Genomic DNA, 18,761 nt, shown 5'->3' on the forward strand with positions numbered 1-18,761 from the left:
CGCGGCCGGGGCGGCGGCGTGGCTGGCGGCTCGCCAGGTGCTGCCGCCGCGCCGGGCCCGCGAGCTGCACACTGCGTTCACTCGCTGGTGAGGTCCGTGAGCAAGACCTCGCCACGATGAGCGGTCAGGCGACCAGGAGTGCGGCGCTCCCGTAGCTCCCGCCGAACCCGGTCACGAGCGCCACCTCGCGGCCCGCGCGCAGCTCCCGCACGGCCTGCGCCACGTTGTTGAGGCCGTGCACGTACCCCTCCGACAGCAGCCCGCCGTGCGGGTTCACCCATTCGTGCCGCCGCTCCAGCAGGTACGGGCCGAGGTCGGCCCGCTCGACCAACCCGAAGTCCTCGAGCTGCCGTGGCACCAGCCAGGAGTAGGCGTCGTACGGCAGCGCCACGTCCACGTCCGCCGGTCGCATGCCTGAGGCCTCCCAGAGCATGGGCGCGACATGCGAGGAGAAGATCGCAGTGACGTCGGGCGCGCGGTCCATCGCCGAGCAGCCCGCCCCTCCGCCGCGCACCACGGCCCGCACGCGGGGGCCGTCCAGCACCCCGCTGACCACCAGCGCGCACGCGCCGTCGGTCTCCTGGCAGCAGTCGGCCGTGCGCAGCGGCGTGCACACGAACGGCCTGGCCAGGTAGTCGGCGAGCTCCAGCGGCCCCCGGCGCTGGGCACGGGGGTTGGTCCTGGCGTTGTCGCGCGACTGGGCGACCACGGCGTGCAGGTGCCGCTCGGTGAGCCCGGTGTCGTGCAGGTAGCGGGTGGCGGCCAGGGCGAACAGCGGGATGGGCCCGGCCATGCCGTAGGTGAACCTCTCCTGCGGCCCGGTGGAGACGGTGTTCATGCGCCGCCCGGAGCGGCCGTTGAGCGCGCGGAAGACGAGGACGTGCCTGGCCAGCCCGGCGTGGACCAGCATCGCCGCGTCGCCGAGGATGGACGCGGCCTGCGTGCCGCCGCCCGCGATGTCGTTGTGCCAGCCGAGCCGCTCGACGCGCAGCGCGCCGGCCACCTGGGTGACCGGCACGGAGTCGTTCATGTGGTAGCTGAGCACCGCGTCCACCTCGGAGGGCGCGACTCCCGCGTCCGCGCACGCGGCGCGGCACGCCTCCACCGCGAGTTCCAGCACCGTGCGGCCGGACTCGCGGGTGAGCGCGGTCATCCCCACCCCGGCCACGGCGGCCCGCCCGGCGAAGGGCTGCATGGCGACCTCCCGTGGGCGCGGTCGCCCGCCGGGGCGGGGCGCGATCCATCCCGGCGGGCGACGTCTGCGGTGTTCGCCCGTCACGGTAACGCTCCGTCGCCTTGCACACAAGCGCTTGCTCGGTAATCAATCGTTCGACTATGCACTGGATAGCGCTATTATCCAATGATGCGCATCTCGGAGCTGAGCGAGCGATCCGGCGTGGCCATCGCGACGATCAAGTACTACCTGCGCGAGGGCCTCCTCCACCAGGGCGAGCAGGTCGCCGCGACCCGCGCCGCGTACGACGACTCCCACCTGCGCAGGCTCCGCCTCATCAGGGCCCTGCTGGAGGTGGGCAGGCTGCCGGTCGCCGCCATCAAGCAGGTCATCGAGGCCGTCGAGGACGAGTCGCTCCCCGTCCACCGCATGCTCGGCACCGCCCACCACGCCCTCGGCCCGGCGGTCGAGCCGGAGCCCGGCGACGACTGGGAGGCGGCCGGCGCCCAGGTCGACCGGCTCATCGGCGAGCAGGGCTGGACGATCACCCCCGAGGCCCCCACCCGCGACGAGCTCGCCCAGACCATCGTCCGGCTCCGCCAGCTCGGCCTGCCCACCGACCTGACCCGCTACGCCGAGGCGGCGCGGCGGCTCGCCGAGGCCGAGATGGACGCCATCCCGTTCGACGGCCCCCGCGAGAGCGCCGTCGAGGCCGTGGTGCTCGGCACGGTCCTGTACGGCAGGGCGCTCGACACGCTCCGCCGCCTGGCCCACGAGTCGGAGTCGGCCCGCCGCCTCGCCGGAGCCGGAGAGGACTCTCCGGGGGAGAGACCCTAGTCCCTCACGGTCACCGGGCGTTTCAGCAGCCAGAGCGCGGCGCGTTGCAGCAGTGTCCGGTGAACCTCATTGTCGTAGGACCTGGTGTCGTGGCCGAGCGCGTCGTACAGGACGCGTCCCCGCCGTACCGGGCGGGCCCAGATCACCGGCTGGCCGTTGGAAGTGGCGAGCGGCCGCACGTCGGGCAGCACCTCCAGATCGCTGTAGACCTCGTCCACCACGTCGAAGTCGCGCAGCCCCTCGACCACCGGGTGGTCGCCGCGCACCCGCACCCCGGTCCAGCCGAGCTGCGTGTGGTGCGACTTGGGCCACGCCCAGCAGCCGCCCAGCACGCGCGGCCACCCTTGCCAGTCGTCGAAGCAGATCGAGGCCGAGTGCATGGCCAGCAGCCCGCCGCCCCGGTCGAGATGGTCCAGCAGCGTCGTGCGGGCCTGGGCGGGCAGTTCGAAGCGCCACCCGCCGCGCAGGTCGGCGAAGCGGTCGTGGTGCATCTGCCAGCGCAGCGCGTTGACGGTGATGAGCTGCACCTCCGTGGGCTCGCTCAGCGCTCCCGCGATGTCCTCGGTGATCTCGGACTCGATGCCCACCTCGGAGAGCACATCGGCAAGGGCGTTCGACGTGGCGTCGAAGTCGTGGAACAGGCCTCCTGACAGGATCAGATTTCTCGCCATCCGCCAAGCCCATCACGCTTGTCCCAGCTACGCCACCCGTCACCTGTCACATCCGGAGGCGGTGTCCCGTCCTTGTCACGGAACGCCTATTTCCGAAGGAGTGACCATGCGAGTGCTCGTCGCCGGGGCCACCGGAGTCGTCGGACGCCAGCTGGTGCCGCTGCTCGCGGCCGTGGGACACGACGTGATCGCGCTGTCGCGGTCAGGCCGGAGCAGCCCCGCGCCGGCCACGGCGTCGGCCTCAGTGTCGCCCACTGTGTCGCCCACGGTGTCGCCCACTCTGTCGCCCACGGTGTCGCCCACTCTGTCGCCCACTCTGTCGCCCACGGTGTCGGCCGCGGCGCCCCCCGGCGCGGTGGCGGACGTGGTGGCCGACGCCCTCGACCGGGACGCGGTCGTCCAGGTGGTACGGCAGGCCGCCCCCGACGCGGTCGTCCACCTGCTCACCGCGATCCCCAGGACCATCGACCCCAGGAGGTTCGCCAAGCAGTTCGAGACGACCAACCGGCTGCGGGTCGAGGGCACCCGCAATCTCCTGGAGGCCGCGCCCGGCGCGAGGTTCGTCGCCCAGGGCCTGGCCTTCGCCTACCGGCCCGGGGAGGGACTCGCGGACGAGGACGTGCCGCTGTGGACGGACGGGCCCAGGCCGTTCAGGCCGGTCGTCGGGGCGGTGGCCGAGCTGGAGCGGCAGACCACGCGGGCGGGCGGCCTGGTGCTGCGCTTCGGCCACCTGACGGGGCCGGGCACGGTCTTCGCCGAGGACGGCTCCACGACCGAGGCCGTACGCGCGGGCAGGATGCCGCTCGTCGGTGACAGCGGCTCGGTGATGTCGTTCACCCACGCGCACGACGCGGCCACCGCGATCGTCGCCGCGCTCGACAGGGACGTCACCGGCGCGCTGAACGTGGTCGACGACACGCCCGTCCTCATGCGCGACTGGCTGCCCGCCTACGCTCGGCGGCTCGGCGCCCCCGCTCCCCGTCGGGTGCCCGCCTTCCTGGCCCGGCTCGCTGCCGGCCCCTTCGGCGTGGCGTACATGACCATGCTGCGCGGCGCCGACAACAGCCGGGCACGGCTGCGGCTCAACTGGCGCCCCCGCCACGCGGCCATGCTCGGCGTGGAGGGATGATCGGATGGTGGACTTCGAGGAGCACCGCCCGACGCTGCTCGGGCTGGCCTACCGGCTGCTCGGCAGCATGTGGGACGCGGAGGACGTGGTGCAGGAGGCGTGGCTGCGCTGGCAGGCGGCCGACCGCGGGGAGGTGCGGGATCCCCGGGCGTTCCTGGTGACCGTCGTGTCGCGGCTGGCGCTCGACCAGCTCCGCTCGGCCAGGGTCAAGCGCGAGGCCTACACCGGTCCCTGGCTGCCCGAGCCGGTCCCCACCGCGGAGGCGGGGCCGCTCGACACGGCCGAGCTGCGCGACACGGTGTCGTACGCGACGCTGCACATGATGGAGCGGCTCTCGCCGCCCGAGCGCGCGGTGTTCGTGCTGAGGGAGGCGTTCGAGTTCCCGTACGACGAGATCGCCCGCATCGCCGGCCTGTCCGTCGCCAACGCACGCCAGCTCCACCACCGTGCCTCGGTCCGGCTGGCGGACGGACGCGACAGGTTCCGGCCGACGGACGAGGAGCACGGCAAGCTCCTGACGAGGTTCATGGAGGCGGCGGCGGGCGGCGACCTGGAGGCGCTCACCGAGATCCTGCACGAGGACGTCGTCTCCTGGAACGACGGCGGCGGCCGGGTCAGGGCGGCGCTCCGCCCGATCCTGGGCAGGCGCAAGGTGGCGGCGTTCCTGCACGCGCTGACCTCGCGCTGCGGCGTCGAAGTGGTCGTCACCGAGGCGAACGGCGGCCCCGCCCTCTGGTCCACCGTCGAAGGTGAGAGCCAGCTCACCCTGATCACCGTCCGCGACGGCCGGATCAGCGAGATCTTCACCATGCGCAATCCCGACAAGCTCCGGCGTATGCGGCCCGCGGACCTATAGTCGCCCTTATGGATCTCGGCATCTCGGGCAAGGTCGCCCTCGTCACCGGAGGCAGCGCGGGCATCGGGCTCGCCGCCGCCAAGAGCCTGGCGCGGGAGGGCTGCGACGTCTGCGTGAGCGCGCGCGACCCCGAACGGCTGGCCGACGCGGTGGTGGAGCTCCAGGAGTTCGGGGGCGTGGTGCACGCCGTGCTGGCCGACGTGGAGGACCCGCGGTCCGCGGCGCGCGTCGCGGCCGAGACGCGCGACGTGCTCGGCCCGGTCGACATCCTGGTGGCCAACGCGGGCGGGCCGCCCGCGGGCGGCTTCGTCGACGTGGGCCCGGACGAGTGGGATGCGGCGATCCAGCGCAACCTGCTGGGCACGGTACGGCTGATCCACGCCGTGCTGCCGGAGATGCGCTCGCGCGGCTGGGGCCGCATCGTCACGGTCACCGGCCGGTCGGCGCGAGAGGCGATCGACGGCCTGGTGCTGTCCAACGCCACCCGTTCCGCGGTGGCCGGGGTCGTGCGGACGCTGGCGCGCGAGGTGGGCGGCGACGGGGTGCTGGTCACGAACGTGATGCCGGGCCAGATCGACACCGACCGGCTGCGCGAGCTGGCCGGCGGCGACGAGAGGCTCGCCGCCCGCGGCGTCGAGGTGCCCGTGGGGCGCATCGGGCGGCCCGAGGAGGTGGGCGACGTGGTCGCGTTCCTGGCCAGCGAGCGGACCTCGTTCGTGACCGGGGTCTCGCTGCTGGTCGACGGTGGGGAGAGCCACGTCATCGCCTGACCGGCCCGCGGGCCCGGCTCGGGAACCATCCCGGGGACCATCTCGAAGACAATTCGGTCGGCTGCGCATGACATGCTTCCCGTAGGACCTCGTGGGGAAGGCAGGGCCATGGACAAGCCGGTCATCGTGACGGTGGACGACGACCCTGGGGTGTCGCGGGCGGTCGCCCGTGACCTCCGACGACGCTACGGCCAGCACTACAGGATCGTCCGCGCGGAAGCCGCGGACCAGGGGCTCGACGCCGTCAGGGAGATGCGGCTGCGCGGGGACGAGGTGGCCGCGATCCTCGCCGACTACCGCATGCCGCAGATGAACGGGGTGGAGTTCCTCGAGTCCGCGATGGACATGTACCCGTACGCGCGCAGGGTGCTGCTGACCGCCTACGCCGACACCGACGCGGCCATCCAGGCGATCAACGTGGTGGACCTCGACCACTACATGCTCAAGCCGTGGGACCCGCCGGAGGAGAAGTTCTACCCGGTGATCGACGGGCAGCTCGACGCCTGGCAGCGCACCGACCGGGTCGAGGTGGCCGAGCTGCGGGTGGTGGGCGACCGCTGGTCGGCGCCGTCCTACAAGGTGCGCGAGTTCCTGGCCCGCAACCACGTGCCCTACCAGTGGATGCTCGCCGAGGAGCCGGAGGGGGCACAGCTGGTCGCGGCCGTCGGTGACGACTGCCACCTGCCGCTGGTGGTCACCGCCGACGGCGCGTCGCTGCAGGCCCCCGACCAGTCCACGCTGGCCACGGCTGTGGGGCTGTCCACCACGCCGGCGACCGACTTCTACGACCTGATCGTGGTCGGCGGCGGCCCGGCCGGGCTGGGCGCCGCGGTCTACGGCGCCTCGGAGGGGCTCAACACGGTGCTGGTCGAGGCGCACGCGTCGGGCGGGCAGGCGGGCCAGAGCTCCCGCATCGAGAACTACCTGGGCTTCCCCGACGGCGTCTCCGGCCAGCAGCTCGCCGACCGGGCCCGCAGGCAGGCGCTGAGGTTCGGCGCCGAGCTGCTGGCCACGCGCAAGGTGACCCTTCTGGAGCCGCGCGGGCAGGCGCGGGTCGTCGGTTTCAAGGACGGCGGCGAGATCGCGGCGCACGCGGTGATCCTCGCGACCGGCGTCACCTATCGGCGCCTGGACGCGCCCGGACTCGACGACTTCGTCGGCAGGGGCGTCTTCTACGGCGCCGCGCTGACCGAGGCGCCGGCCTGCCGGGGCGCCGAGGTCCACATCGTCGGCGCGGCCAACTCGGCCGGCCAGGCGGCGGTCTACCTGGCGGGATTCGCGAGCAAGGTCCATTTGTTGGTGAGAGGTGATGGTTTGGAGAGATCCATGTCGCACTATCTCATCGAGCAGATCCACGCGATCCCCAACATCGAGGTGCACGTCCAGACCCGCGTGAGCGGCGGGCACGGCGACGCGCACCTGGAGAGGCTCACGCTCACCACCAAGGGCGAGGAGCGCACGGTCGACACGCAGTGGCTGTTCGTGTTCATCGGCGCCGAGCCCTACACCTCGTGGCTCGGCGACACCGTCGAACGCGACGCCAAGGGGTTCGTGCTCACCGGTCCTGACCTGGTGCAGGGTGGGCGGCGGCCGCGCAACTGGCCGCTGCGGCGCGAGCCGTACTACCTGGAGACCAACGTGCCGGGAGTCCTGGCTGCGGGCGACGTGCGCGCCGAGTCGATCAAGAGGGTCGCCTCCGCCGTCGGCGAGGGCGCGATGGCCGTCGCGCTCGTGCACCGCTATCTGGAGAAGCAATGAGCGCCACCACCGACAGTGTCCCGTTCGAGGTCCCGATCGACATCGACGAGCTGCGCAAGCTGTTCCTGTTCGAACGGCTGACCGACGAGCAGCTCGCCAAGCTGGCCGCCAGCGGCGCGGTGCGCTCCTACGCGCAGGACGAGATCATCATCCGGCAGGGCGACCCCGCCGAGTGCTTCGCGGTGCTGATCGAGGGCGAGGTGCAGATGTTCCAGGAGACGGTCAGCGCCGGCACCGTCGCGCTGCCCCGCGCCTCCCAGCCCGGCGTCTACGCCGGGGCGACCTCCGCCTATCTCGGCGACCGGGGCCCGCAGACCTACCAGCACTCGCTGCGGGCCTGCGCGCCCTCCCGGATGTTCCTGCTGCCCGCCAGGAAGTTCGCGCACATCATCGCCGAGTGGTTCCCCATGGCCATGCACCTGCTCGACGGCATCTGGACCGGCGGGCGGATGCAGCGGGAGATCATCGACAGGCGGCAGCGGCTGACCGCGCTCGGCACGATCACCGCCGGGCTCACCCACGAGCTCAACAACCCGGCCGCCGCGGCCGTCCGGGCCGTCGGCGAGCTCCGCACGCTGCTCAGGACCTCCCGCATGCAGCTCGCCCAGCTCGCCGAGGACGGCATCCCGCCCGAGCGGCTGCGCGCGCTCATCGAGACGCAGGAGAGCTGCGCCGAGGCCGTGGGCAAACTTCCGCCGCGCAGCCCGCTGGAGATCTCCGACGCCGAGGACGACTTGGCCGAGGCGCTCGACGAGCTGGGCGTGGACGACGCCTGGGACCTGGCTCCCGCGCTGGTGGCGTCGGGCTTCGGCCGCCAGCACCTCGACAAGGTGCGCCGGAAGGCGGGCGAGGAGCACGTGACCGGCGCGATCCGCTGGCTGTCGAAGGCGGTCGAGATCTCCCAGATGCTGGGCGAGGTCACCGACGCCACCGAGCGGATCTCCACACTGATCCGGTCCGCCAAGCAATACTCCCAGATGGACCGCGCCCCGTTCCAGATCTGCGACGTGCACGAGCTCCTCGACAGCACGGTCGCGATCTTCCGCGGCAAGATCCCGCCGGGCATCACCGTGGTCACCGACTACGACCGGAGCCTGCCGCCGATCCCCGCCTACGGCGGCGAACTCAACCAGGTCTGGACCAACCTCATTCACAACGCGCTCGACGCGATGGGCGAGGAGGGCACGCTGACGATCCGCACCGCGTACGACGAGGACGAGGCGATCATCGAGGTCGGCGACACCGGGCCCGGCGTGCCTGACGCCATCAAGGACCGGATCTTCGAGCCGTTCTTCACCACCAAGAGCGTCGGCCAAGGCACGGGGCTCGGGCTCGACATCTCCTATCGGATCATCGCCGGACGGCACGGTGGCGAGATCAAGGTGCGGTCGGTGCCCGGGCAGACCTGGTTCGAGGTCCGCCTGCCCCTGCGCGAGCCGGCCGCGGCCCCCGCCCCGGAGTCCTGAGCGGGCCCGCGCGGCCCACCACCGGGCACCCCTGGCGGTCCCCGGCGTCCCCCGTCCACCCTGTCGCCGCCAGGCGGTCCCGAGGCGCGCTCGTCCGCCATCCGGTCCCCTGAAGTCCCTCACCCGCTGGACAGTTTCCCAGGCATGCCCGTCCGCAAGAGAGGAACCCCCGTGTCGATCTCCGACTGGACCCGACAGGCCCTGCCCGCCATGCTCGACGACATCCGGACCCTCGTCGAACTGGAGACCCACAGCTACGACAAGACCAGGCTGGCGCTCGGGTTCGACCGAGTACGCGCACTGGTCACCGAGCGGCTCGGCGCACCCGACGCGGCGGTCGTGCGCGACGGCGACCAGCACGGCGACACACTGGAGGTGACCTACCAGGGCACCGCTCCCGGCACCGTCCTCCTGCTCTGCCACTACGACACCGTCTGGCCCACCGGCACCCTGGCCGAGTGGCCGTTCACCCTCGACGGCGGCAGGGCCAGCGGACCGGGGATCTTCGACATGAAGACCGGGCTCGTGCAGGCGGTGTGGGCGGTGCGCGGGCTGCGCGAGCTCGGCCTGCCGCATCCGGCGCTCAAGCTGCTGCTCAACGGCGACGAGGAGGTGGGCAGCCCGTTCTCGCGCCCGTACATCGAGGCGGCGAGCGCCGGCACGCTGGCCACGCTGGTGTTCGAGGCGTCCGCCGACGGCGGCAGGCTCAAGACGGCGCGCAAGGGCGTGGGGCTGTTCGACGTCACCGTCACCGGCGTCGAGTCGCACGCGGGACTCGATCCCGAGTCGGGCGCGAGCGCGATCCACGCCCTGGCCGAGATCATCACCAAGGCCGCCGCCTCCGGCGCTCCCGAACGCGGCACCACCGTGAACGTCGGCCTCCTCAGCGGGGGGACGGGCCGCAACGTGGTCGCCGGGCGGGCGTGGGCGGGCATCGACGTGCGGGTGGCGGAGCCGGCCGAGGTGACGCGCATCGACGAGGCGTTAGCCGGGCTGCGGGCCTCCGACCCGCGGGTCACGGTGTCGGTCACCGGCAGGTGGAACCGGCCTCCCATGTCACCGAACCCTGGGTCGCGGCGGCTGTTCACCGACGCGCGGGAGGTCGCGGCGCGGCTCGGGCTGGCGCTGGAGGAGATCACGGTCGGCGGCGCCAGCGACGGCAACTTCGTGTCGGCGCTGGGGCGTCCCGTGCTGGACGGGATGGGCGCGGTCGGCGGCGGCGCGCACGCGCGGCACGAGCACGTCCTGGTGGAGCACATCCCGGTGCGCACGGCGCTGACCATCGGCCTGATCACCGGCCTCGCCTAGGCCCGTGGCGGGTCCTGCCACGGGCCTTCGGCCGGGAAACCTTCGGGTGGCGGGGGTCTCAAGCGGGGGCGGACCTGATACGCTCCCAAGCGAGCGCTTGGTTTATACCCTGCGAGAGGCCGCCGCATGAAGTTCTCAACCTTCCACCTCTTCCACCGGTTCGACGGGCAGAGCTTCAAGGACGTCTACGACTACCACCTGGAGCTCATCGGGCTGGCCGAGGAGCTGGGATTCGACGGGGTGCGGCTGGCCGAGCACCACTTCCGCGACTACGGCGTGGTGCCCAACCTCTTCACGATGCTGGCCCACGCCGCCGCCCGCACCTCGCGCGTCCGCCTCGGCACCGGCATCGTGGTGCTGCCCCTGCACAACCCCATCCACGTGGCCGAGGAGGCCGCCCAGGTCGACGTGCTGTCGGGCGGGCGCCTGGACCTGGGGATCGGGCGGGGCTACCAGAGCTTCGAGTTCGAGGGCTTCGGCATCGACCTGGCCGAGGCGCGCGACCGCTTCAACGAGGCGCTGGAGGTCGTACTCGGGCTGTGGACTCGGGAGACGTTCCAGCACGAGGGCAAGTTCTACCGGACCGGGACCGAGGTCTCGCTCGCCCCCCGCCCGCTCCAGGACCCGCACCCGCCCCTGCACGTGGCCGCGGTGTCCCCCGAGACCGTGACGATGTACGCCGAGCGCGGGCTGCCGATCCTCGCCGACCCCGCCGCGCCGTTCCGCAAGGTCGTCAAGGCGGCCGAGACGTGGCGCGAGACCGCCGCCCGCGCCGGCCACCGGCCTGAGACGGACCTGGTGGTGGCGCGCAGCGTCTACGTCGCGCCGACGGCGGAGCAGGCGCGGGAGGACCAGGCCAGGTTCGAGGCGGCGTTCGACCGCTCGCGCATCTTCAACGAGCGCAGCGCGCCGATCGACCCCCGGACCGGCAGGGCCGCGCAGGGCTTCGAGTACTACCAGGACCGCTACCTCAAGGGCGGGAGCGTCTCGGCCGACTTCCGGTGGGAGCAGCTGGAGGTCATCGGGGACCCGGAACGGGTGATCGAACAGATCTCGCTGCTGCGGGACGCCGGGTTCGCCAACCTGCTCTGCGACTTCGGCAGCACCCGGCCGATGCCGCTGGCGGAGATGAAGAAGGTCATGCGCTTCTTCGCCGCCGAGGTCATGCCCGCTTTCTCATGACTTGCACGATGGAGGCGCGATGATCCAGAGCCCGATCCAGAGCCCGATCCACAGCCTGACCCTCTCTGACGTCCTCGCCGAGCACGCCCGCAGCCGGCCGCAGGGCACGGCGGTCGTGGACGGGGACGTCCGGCTCACCTACCCGGAGCTGGACGCCCGCGTCTCCCGCCTGGCCGACGCCCTGTCGTCGCGCGGGGTGACCTCCGGCGAGCGGGTGCTGTGGCTGGGGCAGAACTCCCACGCCGTACTGGAACTCCTGCTCGCCTGCTCTCGGCTGGGGGCGATCCTCTGCCCGGCGAACTGGCGGCAGTCGGCGGACGAGCTGCGCTTCGTGGTGGAGGACCTGACACCGAGAGTCGTGGTCTGGGAGCCCTCGGAGGCGACCACCGCCGTTCGGGGCGCGGTGGCGGCCGGGACCTGGGTGCGCGCCGGCGACGAGTACCAGGAACTGGTCGCCGGCGGGACGGTCAGGGAGTTCCCCCAGGTGGCCGATGCCGAGCCGGTGCTGGCGCTCTACACGGCCGCCTTCGACGGGCGCCCCGGCGCGGCCCTGCTCAGCAGCGCGGCGCTGATCGCCCACAGCACCTGCCTGCTGGTGGTGCGGCAGATGGAACCGGACTTCACCTTCCTCAACAGCGGCCCGCTGTTCCACGTGGGCACGATGATGTTCTGCCTGGCCACGCTGCAGATCGGCGGCACGAACGTGTTCACCCCGGCGTTCGACGCCGAAGAAGTCTGCCGGCTGATCGACGCCGAGCGGGTCACACAGGCGTTCCTGTTCGGGCCGATGATCGACGCGGTGGTGGGGATCCGGCCGCAGGGCAAGTACGACCTGTCCTCGCTCAGGTTCGTCTCCCACTCGCAGGAGTGGGACAAGCTGATCACCGTGGACGACTCGCCGTGGTGCCGGTCGAAGATGGGCGGCTACGGGCAGACGGAGGTGGGCGGCATGCTGACCTTCCTCGGGCTGGCCCCGGGCGCGGCCGGATTCGCGGGGCGGCCCTCGCCACTGGTGCAGGTGCGCATCCTGGCGCCGGACGGCACGGAACTGCCGCCCGGGGAGGTGGGCGAGATCTGCGCCCGCGGCAAGAGCCTCTTCTCCGGATATTTCGCCCGGCCCGACTTAAACACAGCGAAGTTCGCCCACGGGTGGCACCACACCGGCGACCTCGGCCGCCGCGAACCGGACGGCACCATCACCTTCATCGGCCCCAAGCTGCGCATGATCAAGTCCGGCGCCGAGAACGTCTACCCGGCCGAGGTCGAACGCGCCCTCAAGAGCCACCCCGCCGTGGCCGACGCGGCGGTGATCGGCGTGCCCGACGACCGATGGCACCAGGCGGTGAAGGCCGTGGTGACCCTCGAACCCGGAGCCACGGCCACGGCCGACGACCTGATCGACCATGTCAAGGGCATGCTGGCCTCATACAAGAAGCCCAGGGAGGTGGTGTTCGTGGACGCCATCCCGAAACGCGGCTTCACCCCCGACTACGACACCCTCGACCAGACCCACGGCGGCGGCAACTACCCCGGCACCTGAGACGGCCTGCCCTGCCTCCATAGGGGCGGAACCGCCCGGGGGCCAAGGGCCGGGCACGCCCCAGGTCGGAGTCGGCGGAGGCGACCGCCCACATCTCACCTCGTCTCCTCGGACGCGGCCTCCAGCAACTCGTCCAGGCGGGGAAAGTCGTCCGGTAGCGGTTCGCCCGTGAGCTCTCCCCGCCACCCGTAGTCGTCCCGGAACAGCCGAATCACGCACAGCCCGGGCACCGCACCCATGTCGAACGTGCGCCTGACGCCCTGCGGCACCGACACGAGATCCCCCGGCTCGCACACCAGGACATGGACCTGAGGGCCGATGTGCAGGTAGAAGCAGCACCGGCCCTCCAAGACAAGGCGGATCTCCCTCCTCGACGTGCCGGTGCTCGGCCCTGAACTTCTCACCGGCCTCGCGTACCCGCTCCAGCCAGTGGGGGGCGTCGGCGGGCGGTACAGACGGATGGCGTCAACCCTGCGGTATCCGTGTTCGTCGGCGAGTGGCTGCACCACATTGCGATACGCGTTGATCACCGCTGCCGACTCGGTATCGGCGGCAAACCGGCGGTGGGCCGCGATGCGCTCGTAGCGAACCCCGACGGCAAGCCGTTCACCGATCACGTGGGGATCACACGTCCGGAAGAGGACGGACGAACCGTCCTGCGGCATGATGTGCAGCTCTATCATGACTATCGCATCTCGAGCGCGAGCGATCCGGTCCCAAACGGCACGTCGCTTTCAACGGCAGGGGTCATCGTGTGAGTCTCTGCGTGAAACCGCCAAATGACCCTTAGAAGTGACACGTAGAGGAGAAGCCACGCGATGACCCCTTGACCAGTCCGCTGGGTGATGAACTTGCACGCCTGGCGACGACGTCAGCTGATCACATTGGGCGGGGTACTGCCTTCGCGTTCCGTGACCGTACTAAGTGCAGTTCATCGTGGGCTTTTTGGCGACCGGTCCATAGATGTCACACATATTTGCCCGGAGGATATCGAGCCTGATGATGTTGTGCTTGTAGTCCGTGCTCCCGACCACGTTGATGTCGAGCCAGACCATGTCCCCCGGGTCGTGTGAAACGGTGATGGAGAACTTCGTCACCCCTTTGTTTCCGCTGCATTGGGCCTTCACGTTCGTCTTGAAGCCCGTGCCGGACAGAAGACAGTAGTCGGCGACGAATCCCACGCCATAAGTATTTATGGTCAGGGTGTAGGTACCGGCCGCGGCGGCATTCGCGGTACTCGTGGCCGCCGACATCGCAATGCCGGCCGCTGCGACTACCGCCAGGGCAGTCCTGGTAACTGTGCGCATTTGAAGCCTCTCACTTCGCGGGCAAAGGCCGATGGTGGACAGGGCACCGCTACCGGCAAGTGATCGACGGGCGGCTGTTGATCGGACCAGTGACCTTGCAGCTCTGTTCCTTGAGTGTTTCCGGTTTGATTATGTTGCGTTTGTAGTCCTTGCCCGCCACCACGTTGATGTCGAGCCAGAAGATGTCTCCGTCGTTGTACGGCACCGTGATGGTGAAGCTTTCCCATTCGATACCGGTCCCCGGTTTGTTTCCGCTGCACTGGGCTTTCACCCCGGTATCGAAGTCACGCCCGGACAGCAAGCAGTAGTCAGCGGTGAATCCTGCCCAGAGGGGGCGGATTTTGAGGGTGTAGTATTTTTGGGTGTGGGAACTGCCCGCCGTGGCGCTCTTGGTGTCGGTAGCCGCCGATTTTGCGACCGAAGGTGCGGCGGCACTCGCCGCGCCAGCGGCCGACATCGCGATGCCCGCTGCCGCGACGATCGCCAATGCCGACTTGACCATTCCGCGCATTACGTCCTCTCTCCTGCGACTCGTTGCTGGGAATGTCGAGATGGAGTAAACACCTCAGCAAACACGGTAGGTGTGCGTTCTACTCATTTTTTAGGCCATTCGATATCCAACTGGAGACTCCCGGCGTCTCGCGTGCACGCCTGCAAGCCGTCCCAATGACATCTCCCCCGCGGCCTGTGGCGTTGGGCGGGCCGCCCCAGCCTGGCCTGGGCTTACAGCACCAACGGCCGGCCTGGCGAAGCGGGCCCCGTGTCTGACGACCGGGCAGGCCGGGTCCGTCGCCCGGCCGAGGGCGCGACCTGTTCCTGAACTATCCACTGGCATATCGAGCACCGGCCGCGTGAGGGCGCCGGGCGGCACCCACTTGCTGTCTGACCGCCGGCGGCGTGTCACGCCGGCGTTCTGCCCCAGGGGATCAAAGCTGGTATCACATGTGGCGCAGCATGACCCGCAACCGGCGCGCGATCTGCGCCGCGGTCACCTCCTCCTCATGCTGGAGGAGGACGAACCCGATCGAGCTGGACAGGATGTCCTGATTGACGCTCGGATCGGTGTCCGGAGGGAAGCGGGCCGGCGTCGATTGCCCGCTGCGCGACATCCGCAAGGGCGTCCAACCGTGGCCGCGGACGGGCGGCCTCGACCCCACCTCGGACGGCGCGGCTCGCAGCGCTGCCACGAACGACGAGGATCGGTCGACAACAGATCTTCCTTGGCCGGGAAGCAGCGGAACAGCGTGCTGTACCACCTCCGCCGCCTGAGCGATCTGCTCGACCGTTGTCGCGGCGTACCCCGCTCGCGGAACAGACGCAGCGCCTCGCTCTGGATCAGCTCCCTGATCCTGGTCTTCTTCCGCTCGCGCAGGCCCGGCGAGGGTCGCTCGCTCATGCGCCCGATTGTCGAACGCCACCGGAACGACCGTCCAGTTGCAGCCCGCGCCATGCGGCGGTGATCGGCGTGCTTGAGGATCGCTGGCACCAGGCGGTGAAAGCCCTGGTGACCCTCGAACCGGCGCCACAGCCACGGCCGATGCCGCCGACGGGGATGGGACCACGGGTGAACGGCGTGGCCTGGACGAGCAAGTCCCAAGTCGTTCGGAGTGCGGGAGCGACACGCGCACGCTCACGGACGTGATCGCCGCTCACGCCGAGAAGCCGACGAGATCGCCCTCGCGCGGACGAACGGACCGCACCAACCAGAGCCCCGGAGCGGACGTCTCCGCGCGAGGAGTCGGCGTATCCGCCGCCGAAGGCCATCCCCATGTGTCGGAGCGACGTGTATGTCAGCAGTTACCCCTGTTCTCCCTACGACTGGCCCGGGGACGGGGTGGCGGGATTGAACCCATGACCTCTTCATCTTCGTCCCGCGCCCGCACGCGCTCAGGTGATGATCAGCAGACCTGCCGCCGAGGCGAGGAAGGCTCATTCAGCCCCACCGCCGGCTTCAGGTAGCCCTGAGGGAAAATTGCGGCTTTCTTAAGAACCTTCAGATATTGTGCACCCAGCTTGCAGGTTCAGCCTGGGGCCATTCGGGTTTGCATGCGTGTAATGTTCTGCAAAAACATAATCCCCACTTGTGGGGGCTTGTTTTGTGTGCATGCGCTACGGCGAGCGGCTAGCGTGTTTACGAGAAAGGTCGATGATCGATAGGGAAGGAGGGACGTCATGGCGTATGGCATGATCCCATTCGCCGCGCTGTTCAGCGCGGTCCCGCACCCGCCGCCCCATCCGCCCGGCCAGCACCCACCCGGCCAAAAGAAGAAGAAGCACCGCAAGTAGGACTGATGAGAGGGCAAGAACGATAAGCGACGGGTGGGGGCCGACGCATATTTCGTCGGCCCCCACCTTTCGGTGAGCTTCATATGAGCGAATGGCGCATTGTTGTGCACGCGTAGTCGCCGGAATAGCGTTCGTAGCGGCGGCCTAATCGACTGCTGGACTCGACTCCCTTGCGTGATGAGACACCGACCACGACGGGCAGTCCCTACCTGTCGGATCCGCGTCCCAACCCCTCCGCTCTCTTAGAGCCTGCTGACAATGGATTTGGTCGCTGAGGTCCGGACCAGGGATGCCCTGGTCGGGGGCTTCTTCGAGTGATGCGCCTGCGGACAGGAGCGGACTCCTGGTAGCTGAGGTGTTGTCTACGCAACTCGGCGGCCAGGAGCCCGTGGTTGTCTGTTTACACGCCTACGTCCGTGGGCGCCAGTGGTTGTGCTTCGCCGGGGTGCCGTCGTCATGGCCGCAAGCCGTCATATCCGTCGGATCTGACCGATGCCGAGTGGACGGTGCTGGAAGGCGAGGCGCGGGCGGTGATGGCCGAGCTGGTCGCGGCCACGGGCAGGCCGATGGTCCATGACCTGCGGGCGGTGCTGGACGCGATCCACTACGTGACCAGGTACGGGATCGAGTGGCGGGCCCTGCCGGTCGACTTCCCCCCACACGAGGCGGTGTACGCCTTCTTCCTGCGCTGGTCCCGGCGCGGTCTGCCCGAACGGCTCGCCGGGCGGCTACGCGGCCGTCTGCGGGTCATGGCCGGACGCGGCGAGCTGCCCACGGCCGGGTGCATCGATTCGCAGACGGTCAAAGCGGCTGAGACCGTCGGGGCTGCGGCCTGCGGTTTTGACGCAGGCAAGAAGCTGAAGGGGCAGAAGCGGCATATCGCGGTCGACACGCTCGGGCTGCTGTTGTGCGTGATCGTCACCGCCGCGTCGGTCCAAGGCCGTGACGGCGCACACCGGTTGCTGGCCCTGCTGCGGGAGAAGTTCTCCACCATCGCGCTGGTGTGGGCGGACGGCGGCTACGCCGGACGGCTGCTCGCCTGGGCACGCGACGTGCTCCACCTGACCGTCACGATCGTCAAGCGCTCTGATGACCTGCGCGGCTTCGTCGTGTTGCCGCGCAGGTGGGTGGCAGAACGAACATTCGCCTGGCTGACTCGTTACCGCCGGCTGGTGCGGATCTACGAACGCAAGCCCGAGCACCACGAAGCCATGATCTGGTGGGCCACCGTGCACCAGACAACCCGCCGCCTGACCCGCGAACTGGCAGGCCAACCGCCCCATAGCCGCTGGAGCGACCCGCCGCCGCTTGCGGAGCTGTCCAGTCCCGACCGCCGCGGCATGGTCCTGCAACTGTTGGCCGCTCAGCCCTGGCGCGCCTGGAAGGGAAGCGAACTGGCCGCCATCCTCGGAATCGAGAACGTCAACAGCTTCCGCGTCCAACTGTCCCAATGGTCTCATCAGGGCTACATCAACAAGATCGGACCGGCACTCTACAGCCCCATACCCACCAGCACTTAAGCCTTTGTCAGCAGGCTCTTAATGGGCGTTCTGAACGCCCAACTCGTCCAGGCGGGGAAAGCGGTCCGGTAGCGGTTCACCCGTGAACGCTCCCCGCCAGCCGTGCTCGTCCCGGAACAGCCGGATCACGCACAGCTCGGGCACCGCACCCATGTCGAACCAGTGCCTGACGCCCTGCGGCACCGACACGAGATCCCCCGCCTCGCACACCAGGACATGGACCCGATCGCCGATGTGCAGGTAGAAGCAGCACCTCCCCTCCACGACCAGGCGGATCTCCTCCTCCGCGTGCCAGTGCTCGGCCCTGAACGTCTCTCCGGCCTGGCGCACCTGCTCCAGCCACAGGGGGTCGTCGGCGCGCGGTACGAGGCGGACGGCGTCCACCCGGCGATACCCGTACTCGTCGACGAGCGGCTGCACCACATCGCGATACGCGTCGATCACCGCCGGCGGCTCCGTGTCGGCGCCAAACCGGCGGCGGGCCGCGAAGCGCTCGTAGCGAACCCCGACCGCGGCAAGCCGTTCACCGATGTCCTGGGGATCGCGCGTACAGGCCAGGACCGAAGAACCGTCCTGCGGCATGATGCGGAGCTCTGTCATGGCTGTGCCTCTCGCGTGTCGAATGGTCGCCGCGAGAATGAGGCATGCGGCTTCTCACCCACCAGCCCGGACCGTTCTCACGGGCTGCTCAGCCCCCGCGCAGGATCTCTTGGAGCGCCCCGACGTCCTGTTGAATAAATCAACACGGAATGGTTGCCCCAAGAGCCGGTACCACCTGGCCGGAGGCCGGGGACGGGGGTTGCAGGCTCACGCCGGCCGATCTTCGACAGGGGGGCCGCAGACTCTCTCCGCGTACTTGCCCACCGCATGCCACCGGACCTGAAGGCCCAGCGTCGCCATGGTGGACGCCCGCCTCTGCGGCTGACTCGCGGACGTGTCACGGCACCACCGCGCAGG

17 protein-coding genes and 1 pseudogene are annotated in these 18,761 nt (G+C 70.0%); 11 read left to right on the plus strand and 7 right to left on the minus strand.

The features are described from left to right. Window positions 1-124: 124 nt before the first annotated feature. The gene (locus tag DQW85_RS19945; RefSeq protein WP_113701808.1) at window positions 125-1,195 is read right to left on the minus strand and encodes a thiolase C-terminal domain-containing protein; all 1,071 of its coding nucleotides are present in this window, start codon (window positions 1,193-1,195) and stop codon (window positions 125-127) included. A gap of 165 nt (window positions 1,196-1,360) precedes the next feature. On the opposite strand from DQW85_RS19945, the gene DQW85_RS19950 reads away from it, so the two are divergent. Then, window positions 1,361-2,011, plus strand: coding sequence for a MerR family transcriptional regulator (locus DQW85_RS19950; protein WP_240197300.1), 651 nt, complete (start codon window positions 1,361-1,363; stop codon window positions 2,009-2,011). Here DQW85_RS19950 and DQW85_RS19955 read toward each other — a convergent pair. Further along, a complete protein-coding gene (locus DQW85_RS19955) occupies window positions 2,008-2,682 on the minus strand; it encodes a ThuA domain-containing protein (protein WP_113701809.1) in 675 nt (224 codons plus the stop codon). The genes DQW85_RS19950 and DQW85_RS19955 overlap by 4 nt on opposite strands. A 106-nt stretch (window positions 2,683-2,788) precedes the next feature. Here DQW85_RS19955 and DQW85_RS19960 point away from each other — a divergent pair, with 106 nt between their 5' ends. From DQW85_RS19960 to DQW85_RS19995, 8 genes are all read left to right on the plus strand, one after another. Next, a complete protein-coding gene (locus DQW85_RS19960) occupies window positions 2,789-3,811 on the plus strand; it encodes an NAD-dependent epimerase/dehydratase family protein (RefSeq protein WP_162795146.1) in 1,023 nt (340 codons plus the stop codon). Between the two features lie 4 nt (window positions 3,812-3,815). Then, complete coding sequence (locus DQW85_RS19965) at window positions 3,816-4,667, plus strand: RNA polymerase sigma-70 factor (RefSeq protein ID WP_113701810.1); 852 nt, start codon at window positions 3,816-3,818, stop codon at window positions 4,665-4,667. Window positions 4,668-4,675: 8 nt separating this feature from the next. Then, window positions 4,676-5,437, plus strand: coding sequence for an SDR family oxidoreductase (locus DQW85_RS19970; RefSeq protein ID WP_113701811.1), 762 nt, complete (start codon window positions 4,676-4,678; stop codon window positions 5,435-5,437). A 108-nt stretch (window positions 5,438-5,545) separates the two neighbouring features. Continuing rightward, window positions 5,546-7,195, plus strand: a complete 1,650-nt coding sequence (locus tag DQW85_RS19975) for an NAD(P)/FAD-dependent oxidoreductase (protein ID WP_205315255.1) — start codon at window positions 5,546-5,548, stop codon at window positions 7,193-7,195. After that, complete coding sequence (locus DQW85_RS19980) at window positions 7,192-8,661, plus strand: ATP-binding protein (RefSeq protein ID WP_113701813.1); 1,470 nt, start codon at window positions 7,192-7,194, stop codon at window positions 8,659-8,661. The genes DQW85_RS19975 and DQW85_RS19980 overlap by 4 nt, the downstream gene beginning before the upstream one ends. A gap of 144 nt (window positions 8,662-8,805) precedes the next feature. Continuing rightward, entirely contained in the window at window positions 8,806-9,969 is a 1,164-nt protein-coding gene (locus DQW85_RS19985; protein WP_205315256.1) for a M20 family metallopeptidase, read from the plus strand. A 126-nt stretch (window positions 9,970-10,095) separates the two neighbouring features. Further along, window positions 10,096-11,151, plus strand: a complete 1,056-nt coding sequence (locus DQW85_RS19990) for an LLM class flavin-dependent oxidoreductase (RefSeq protein WP_113701815.1) — start codon at window positions 10,096-10,098, stop codon at window positions 11,149-11,151. Between the two features lie 19 nt (window positions 11,152-11,170). Further along, the gene (locus tag DQW85_RS19995) at window positions 11,171-12,691 is read left to right on the plus strand and encodes an AMP-binding protein (RefSeq protein WP_113701816.1); all 1,521 of its coding nucleotides are present in this window, start codon (window positions 11,171-11,173) and stop codon (window positions 12,689-12,691) included. Between the two features lie 95 nt (window positions 12,692-12,786). Here DQW85_RS19995 and DQW85_RS44650 read toward each other — a convergent pair whose 3' ends face one another. Beyond that, a complete protein-coding gene (locus tag DQW85_RS44650; RefSeq protein ID WP_162795147.1) occupies window positions 12,787-13,095 on the minus strand; it encodes a hypothetical protein in 309 nt (102 codons plus the stop codon). A gap of 78 nt (window positions 13,096-13,173) precedes the next feature. On the opposite strand from DQW85_RS44650, the gene DQW85_RS44655 reads away from it, so the two are divergent. Further along, entirely contained in the window at window positions 13,174-13,449 is a 276-nt protein-coding gene (locus tag DQW85_RS44655) for a hypothetical protein (RefSeq protein ID WP_162795148.1), read from the plus strand. Window positions 13,450-13,611: 162 nt separating this feature from the next. On the opposite strand, the gene DQW85_RS20005 is transcribed toward DQW85_RS44655, so the two are convergent. The 3 genes from DQW85_RS20005 to DQW85_RS20020 form a co-directional block, all read right to left on the minus strand. After that, entirely contained in the window at window positions 13,612-13,998 is a 387-nt protein-coding gene (locus DQW85_RS20005) for a hypothetical protein (RefSeq protein WP_113701818.1), read from the minus strand. 49 nt (window positions 13,999-14,047) lie between these two features. Next, a complete protein-coding gene (locus DQW85_RS44660; protein ID WP_162795149.1) occupies window positions 14,048-14,509 on the minus strand; it encodes a hypothetical protein in 462 nt (153 codons plus the stop codon). A gap of 427 nt (window positions 14,510-14,936) precedes the next feature. After that, entirely contained in the window at window positions 14,937-15,185 is a 249-nt protein-coding gene (locus DQW85_RS20020; RefSeq protein WP_113701821.1) for a hypothetical protein, read from the minus strand. A gap of 1,515 nt (window positions 15,186-16,700) precedes the next feature. On the opposite strand from DQW85_RS20020, the pseudogene DQW85_RS20025 reads away from it, so the two are divergent. Further along, window positions 16,701-17,543, plus strand: a pseudogene (locus DQW85_RS20025) (IS5 family transposase); the annotation flags it as partial. A gap of 279 nt (window positions 17,544-17,822) precedes the next feature. Here the strand turns inward: DQW85_RS20025 and DQW85_RS20030 are convergent. Beyond that, window positions 17,823-18,404, minus strand: coding sequence for a cupin domain-containing protein (locus DQW85_RS20030; RefSeq protein WP_113701822.1), 582 nt, complete (start codon window positions 18,402-18,404; stop codon window positions 17,823-17,825). Window positions 18,405-18,761 lie beyond the last annotated feature (357 nt).

The sequence above is a fragment of the Nonomuraea lactucae genome (assembly GCF_003313395.1).
Classification (GTDB): Bacteria; Actinomycetota; Actinomycetes; order Streptosporangiales; family Streptosporangiaceae; genus Nonomuraea; species Nonomuraea lactucae.

Excerpts from the sequence above, each read along its gene's own strand:
- DQW85_RS19945 (WP_113701808.1), bottom strand. The coding sequence starts at position 1,195 with ATGCAGCCCTTCGCCGGGCGGGCCGCCGTGGCCGGGGTGGGGATGACC.
- DQW85_RS19950 (WP_240197300.1), top strand. The coding sequence starts at position 1,361 with ATGATGCGCATCTCGGAGCTGAGCGAGCGATCCGGCGTGGCCATCGCG.
- DQW85_RS19955 (WP_113701809.1), bottom strand. The coding sequence starts at position 2,682 with ATGGCGAGAAATCTGATCCTGTCAGGAGGCCTGTTCCACGACTTCGAC.
- DQW85_RS19960 (WP_162795146.1), top strand. The coding sequence starts at position 2,789 with ATGCGAGTGCTCGTCGCCGGGGCCACCGGAGTCGTCGGACGCCAGCTG.
- DQW85_RS19965 (WP_113701810.1), top strand. The coding sequence starts at position 3,816 with ATGGTGGACTTCGAGGAGCACCGCCCGACGCTGCTCGGGCTGGCCTAC.
- DQW85_RS19970 (WP_113701811.1), top strand. The coding sequence starts at position 4,676 with ATGGATCTCGGCATCTCGGGCAAGGTCGCCCTCGTCACCGGAGGCAGC.
- DQW85_RS19975 (WP_205315255.1), top strand. The coding sequence starts at position 5,546 with ATGGACAAGCCGGTCATCGTGACGGTGGACGACGACCCTGGGGTGTCG.
- DQW85_RS19980 (WP_113701813.1), top strand. The coding sequence starts at position 7,192 with ATGAGCGCCACCACCGACAGTGTCCCGTTCGAGGTCCCGATCGACATC.
- DQW85_RS19985 (WP_205315256.1), top strand. The coding sequence starts at position 8,806 with ATGCCCGTCCGCAAGAGAGGAACCCCCGTGTCGATCTCCGACTGGACC.
- DQW85_RS19990 (WP_113701815.1), top strand. The coding sequence starts at position 10,096 with ATGAAGTTCTCAACCTTCCACCTCTTCCACCGGTTCGACGGGCAGAGC.
- DQW85_RS19995 (WP_113701816.1), top strand. The coding sequence starts at position 11,171 with ATGATCCAGAGCCCGATCCAGAGCCCGATCCACAGCCTGACCCTCTCT.
- DQW85_RS20005 (WP_113701818.1), bottom strand. The coding sequence starts at position 13,998 with ATGCGCACAGTTACCAGGACTGCCCTGGCGGTAGTCGCAGCGGCCGGC.
- DQW85_RS44660 (WP_162795149.1), bottom strand. The coding sequence starts at position 14,509 with ATGCGCGGAATGGTCAAGTCGGCATTGGCGATCGTCGCGGCAGCGGGC.
- DQW85_RS20030 (WP_113701822.1), bottom strand. The coding sequence starts at position 18,404 with ATGACAGAGCTCCGCATCATGCCGCAGGACGGTTCTTCGGTCCTGGCC.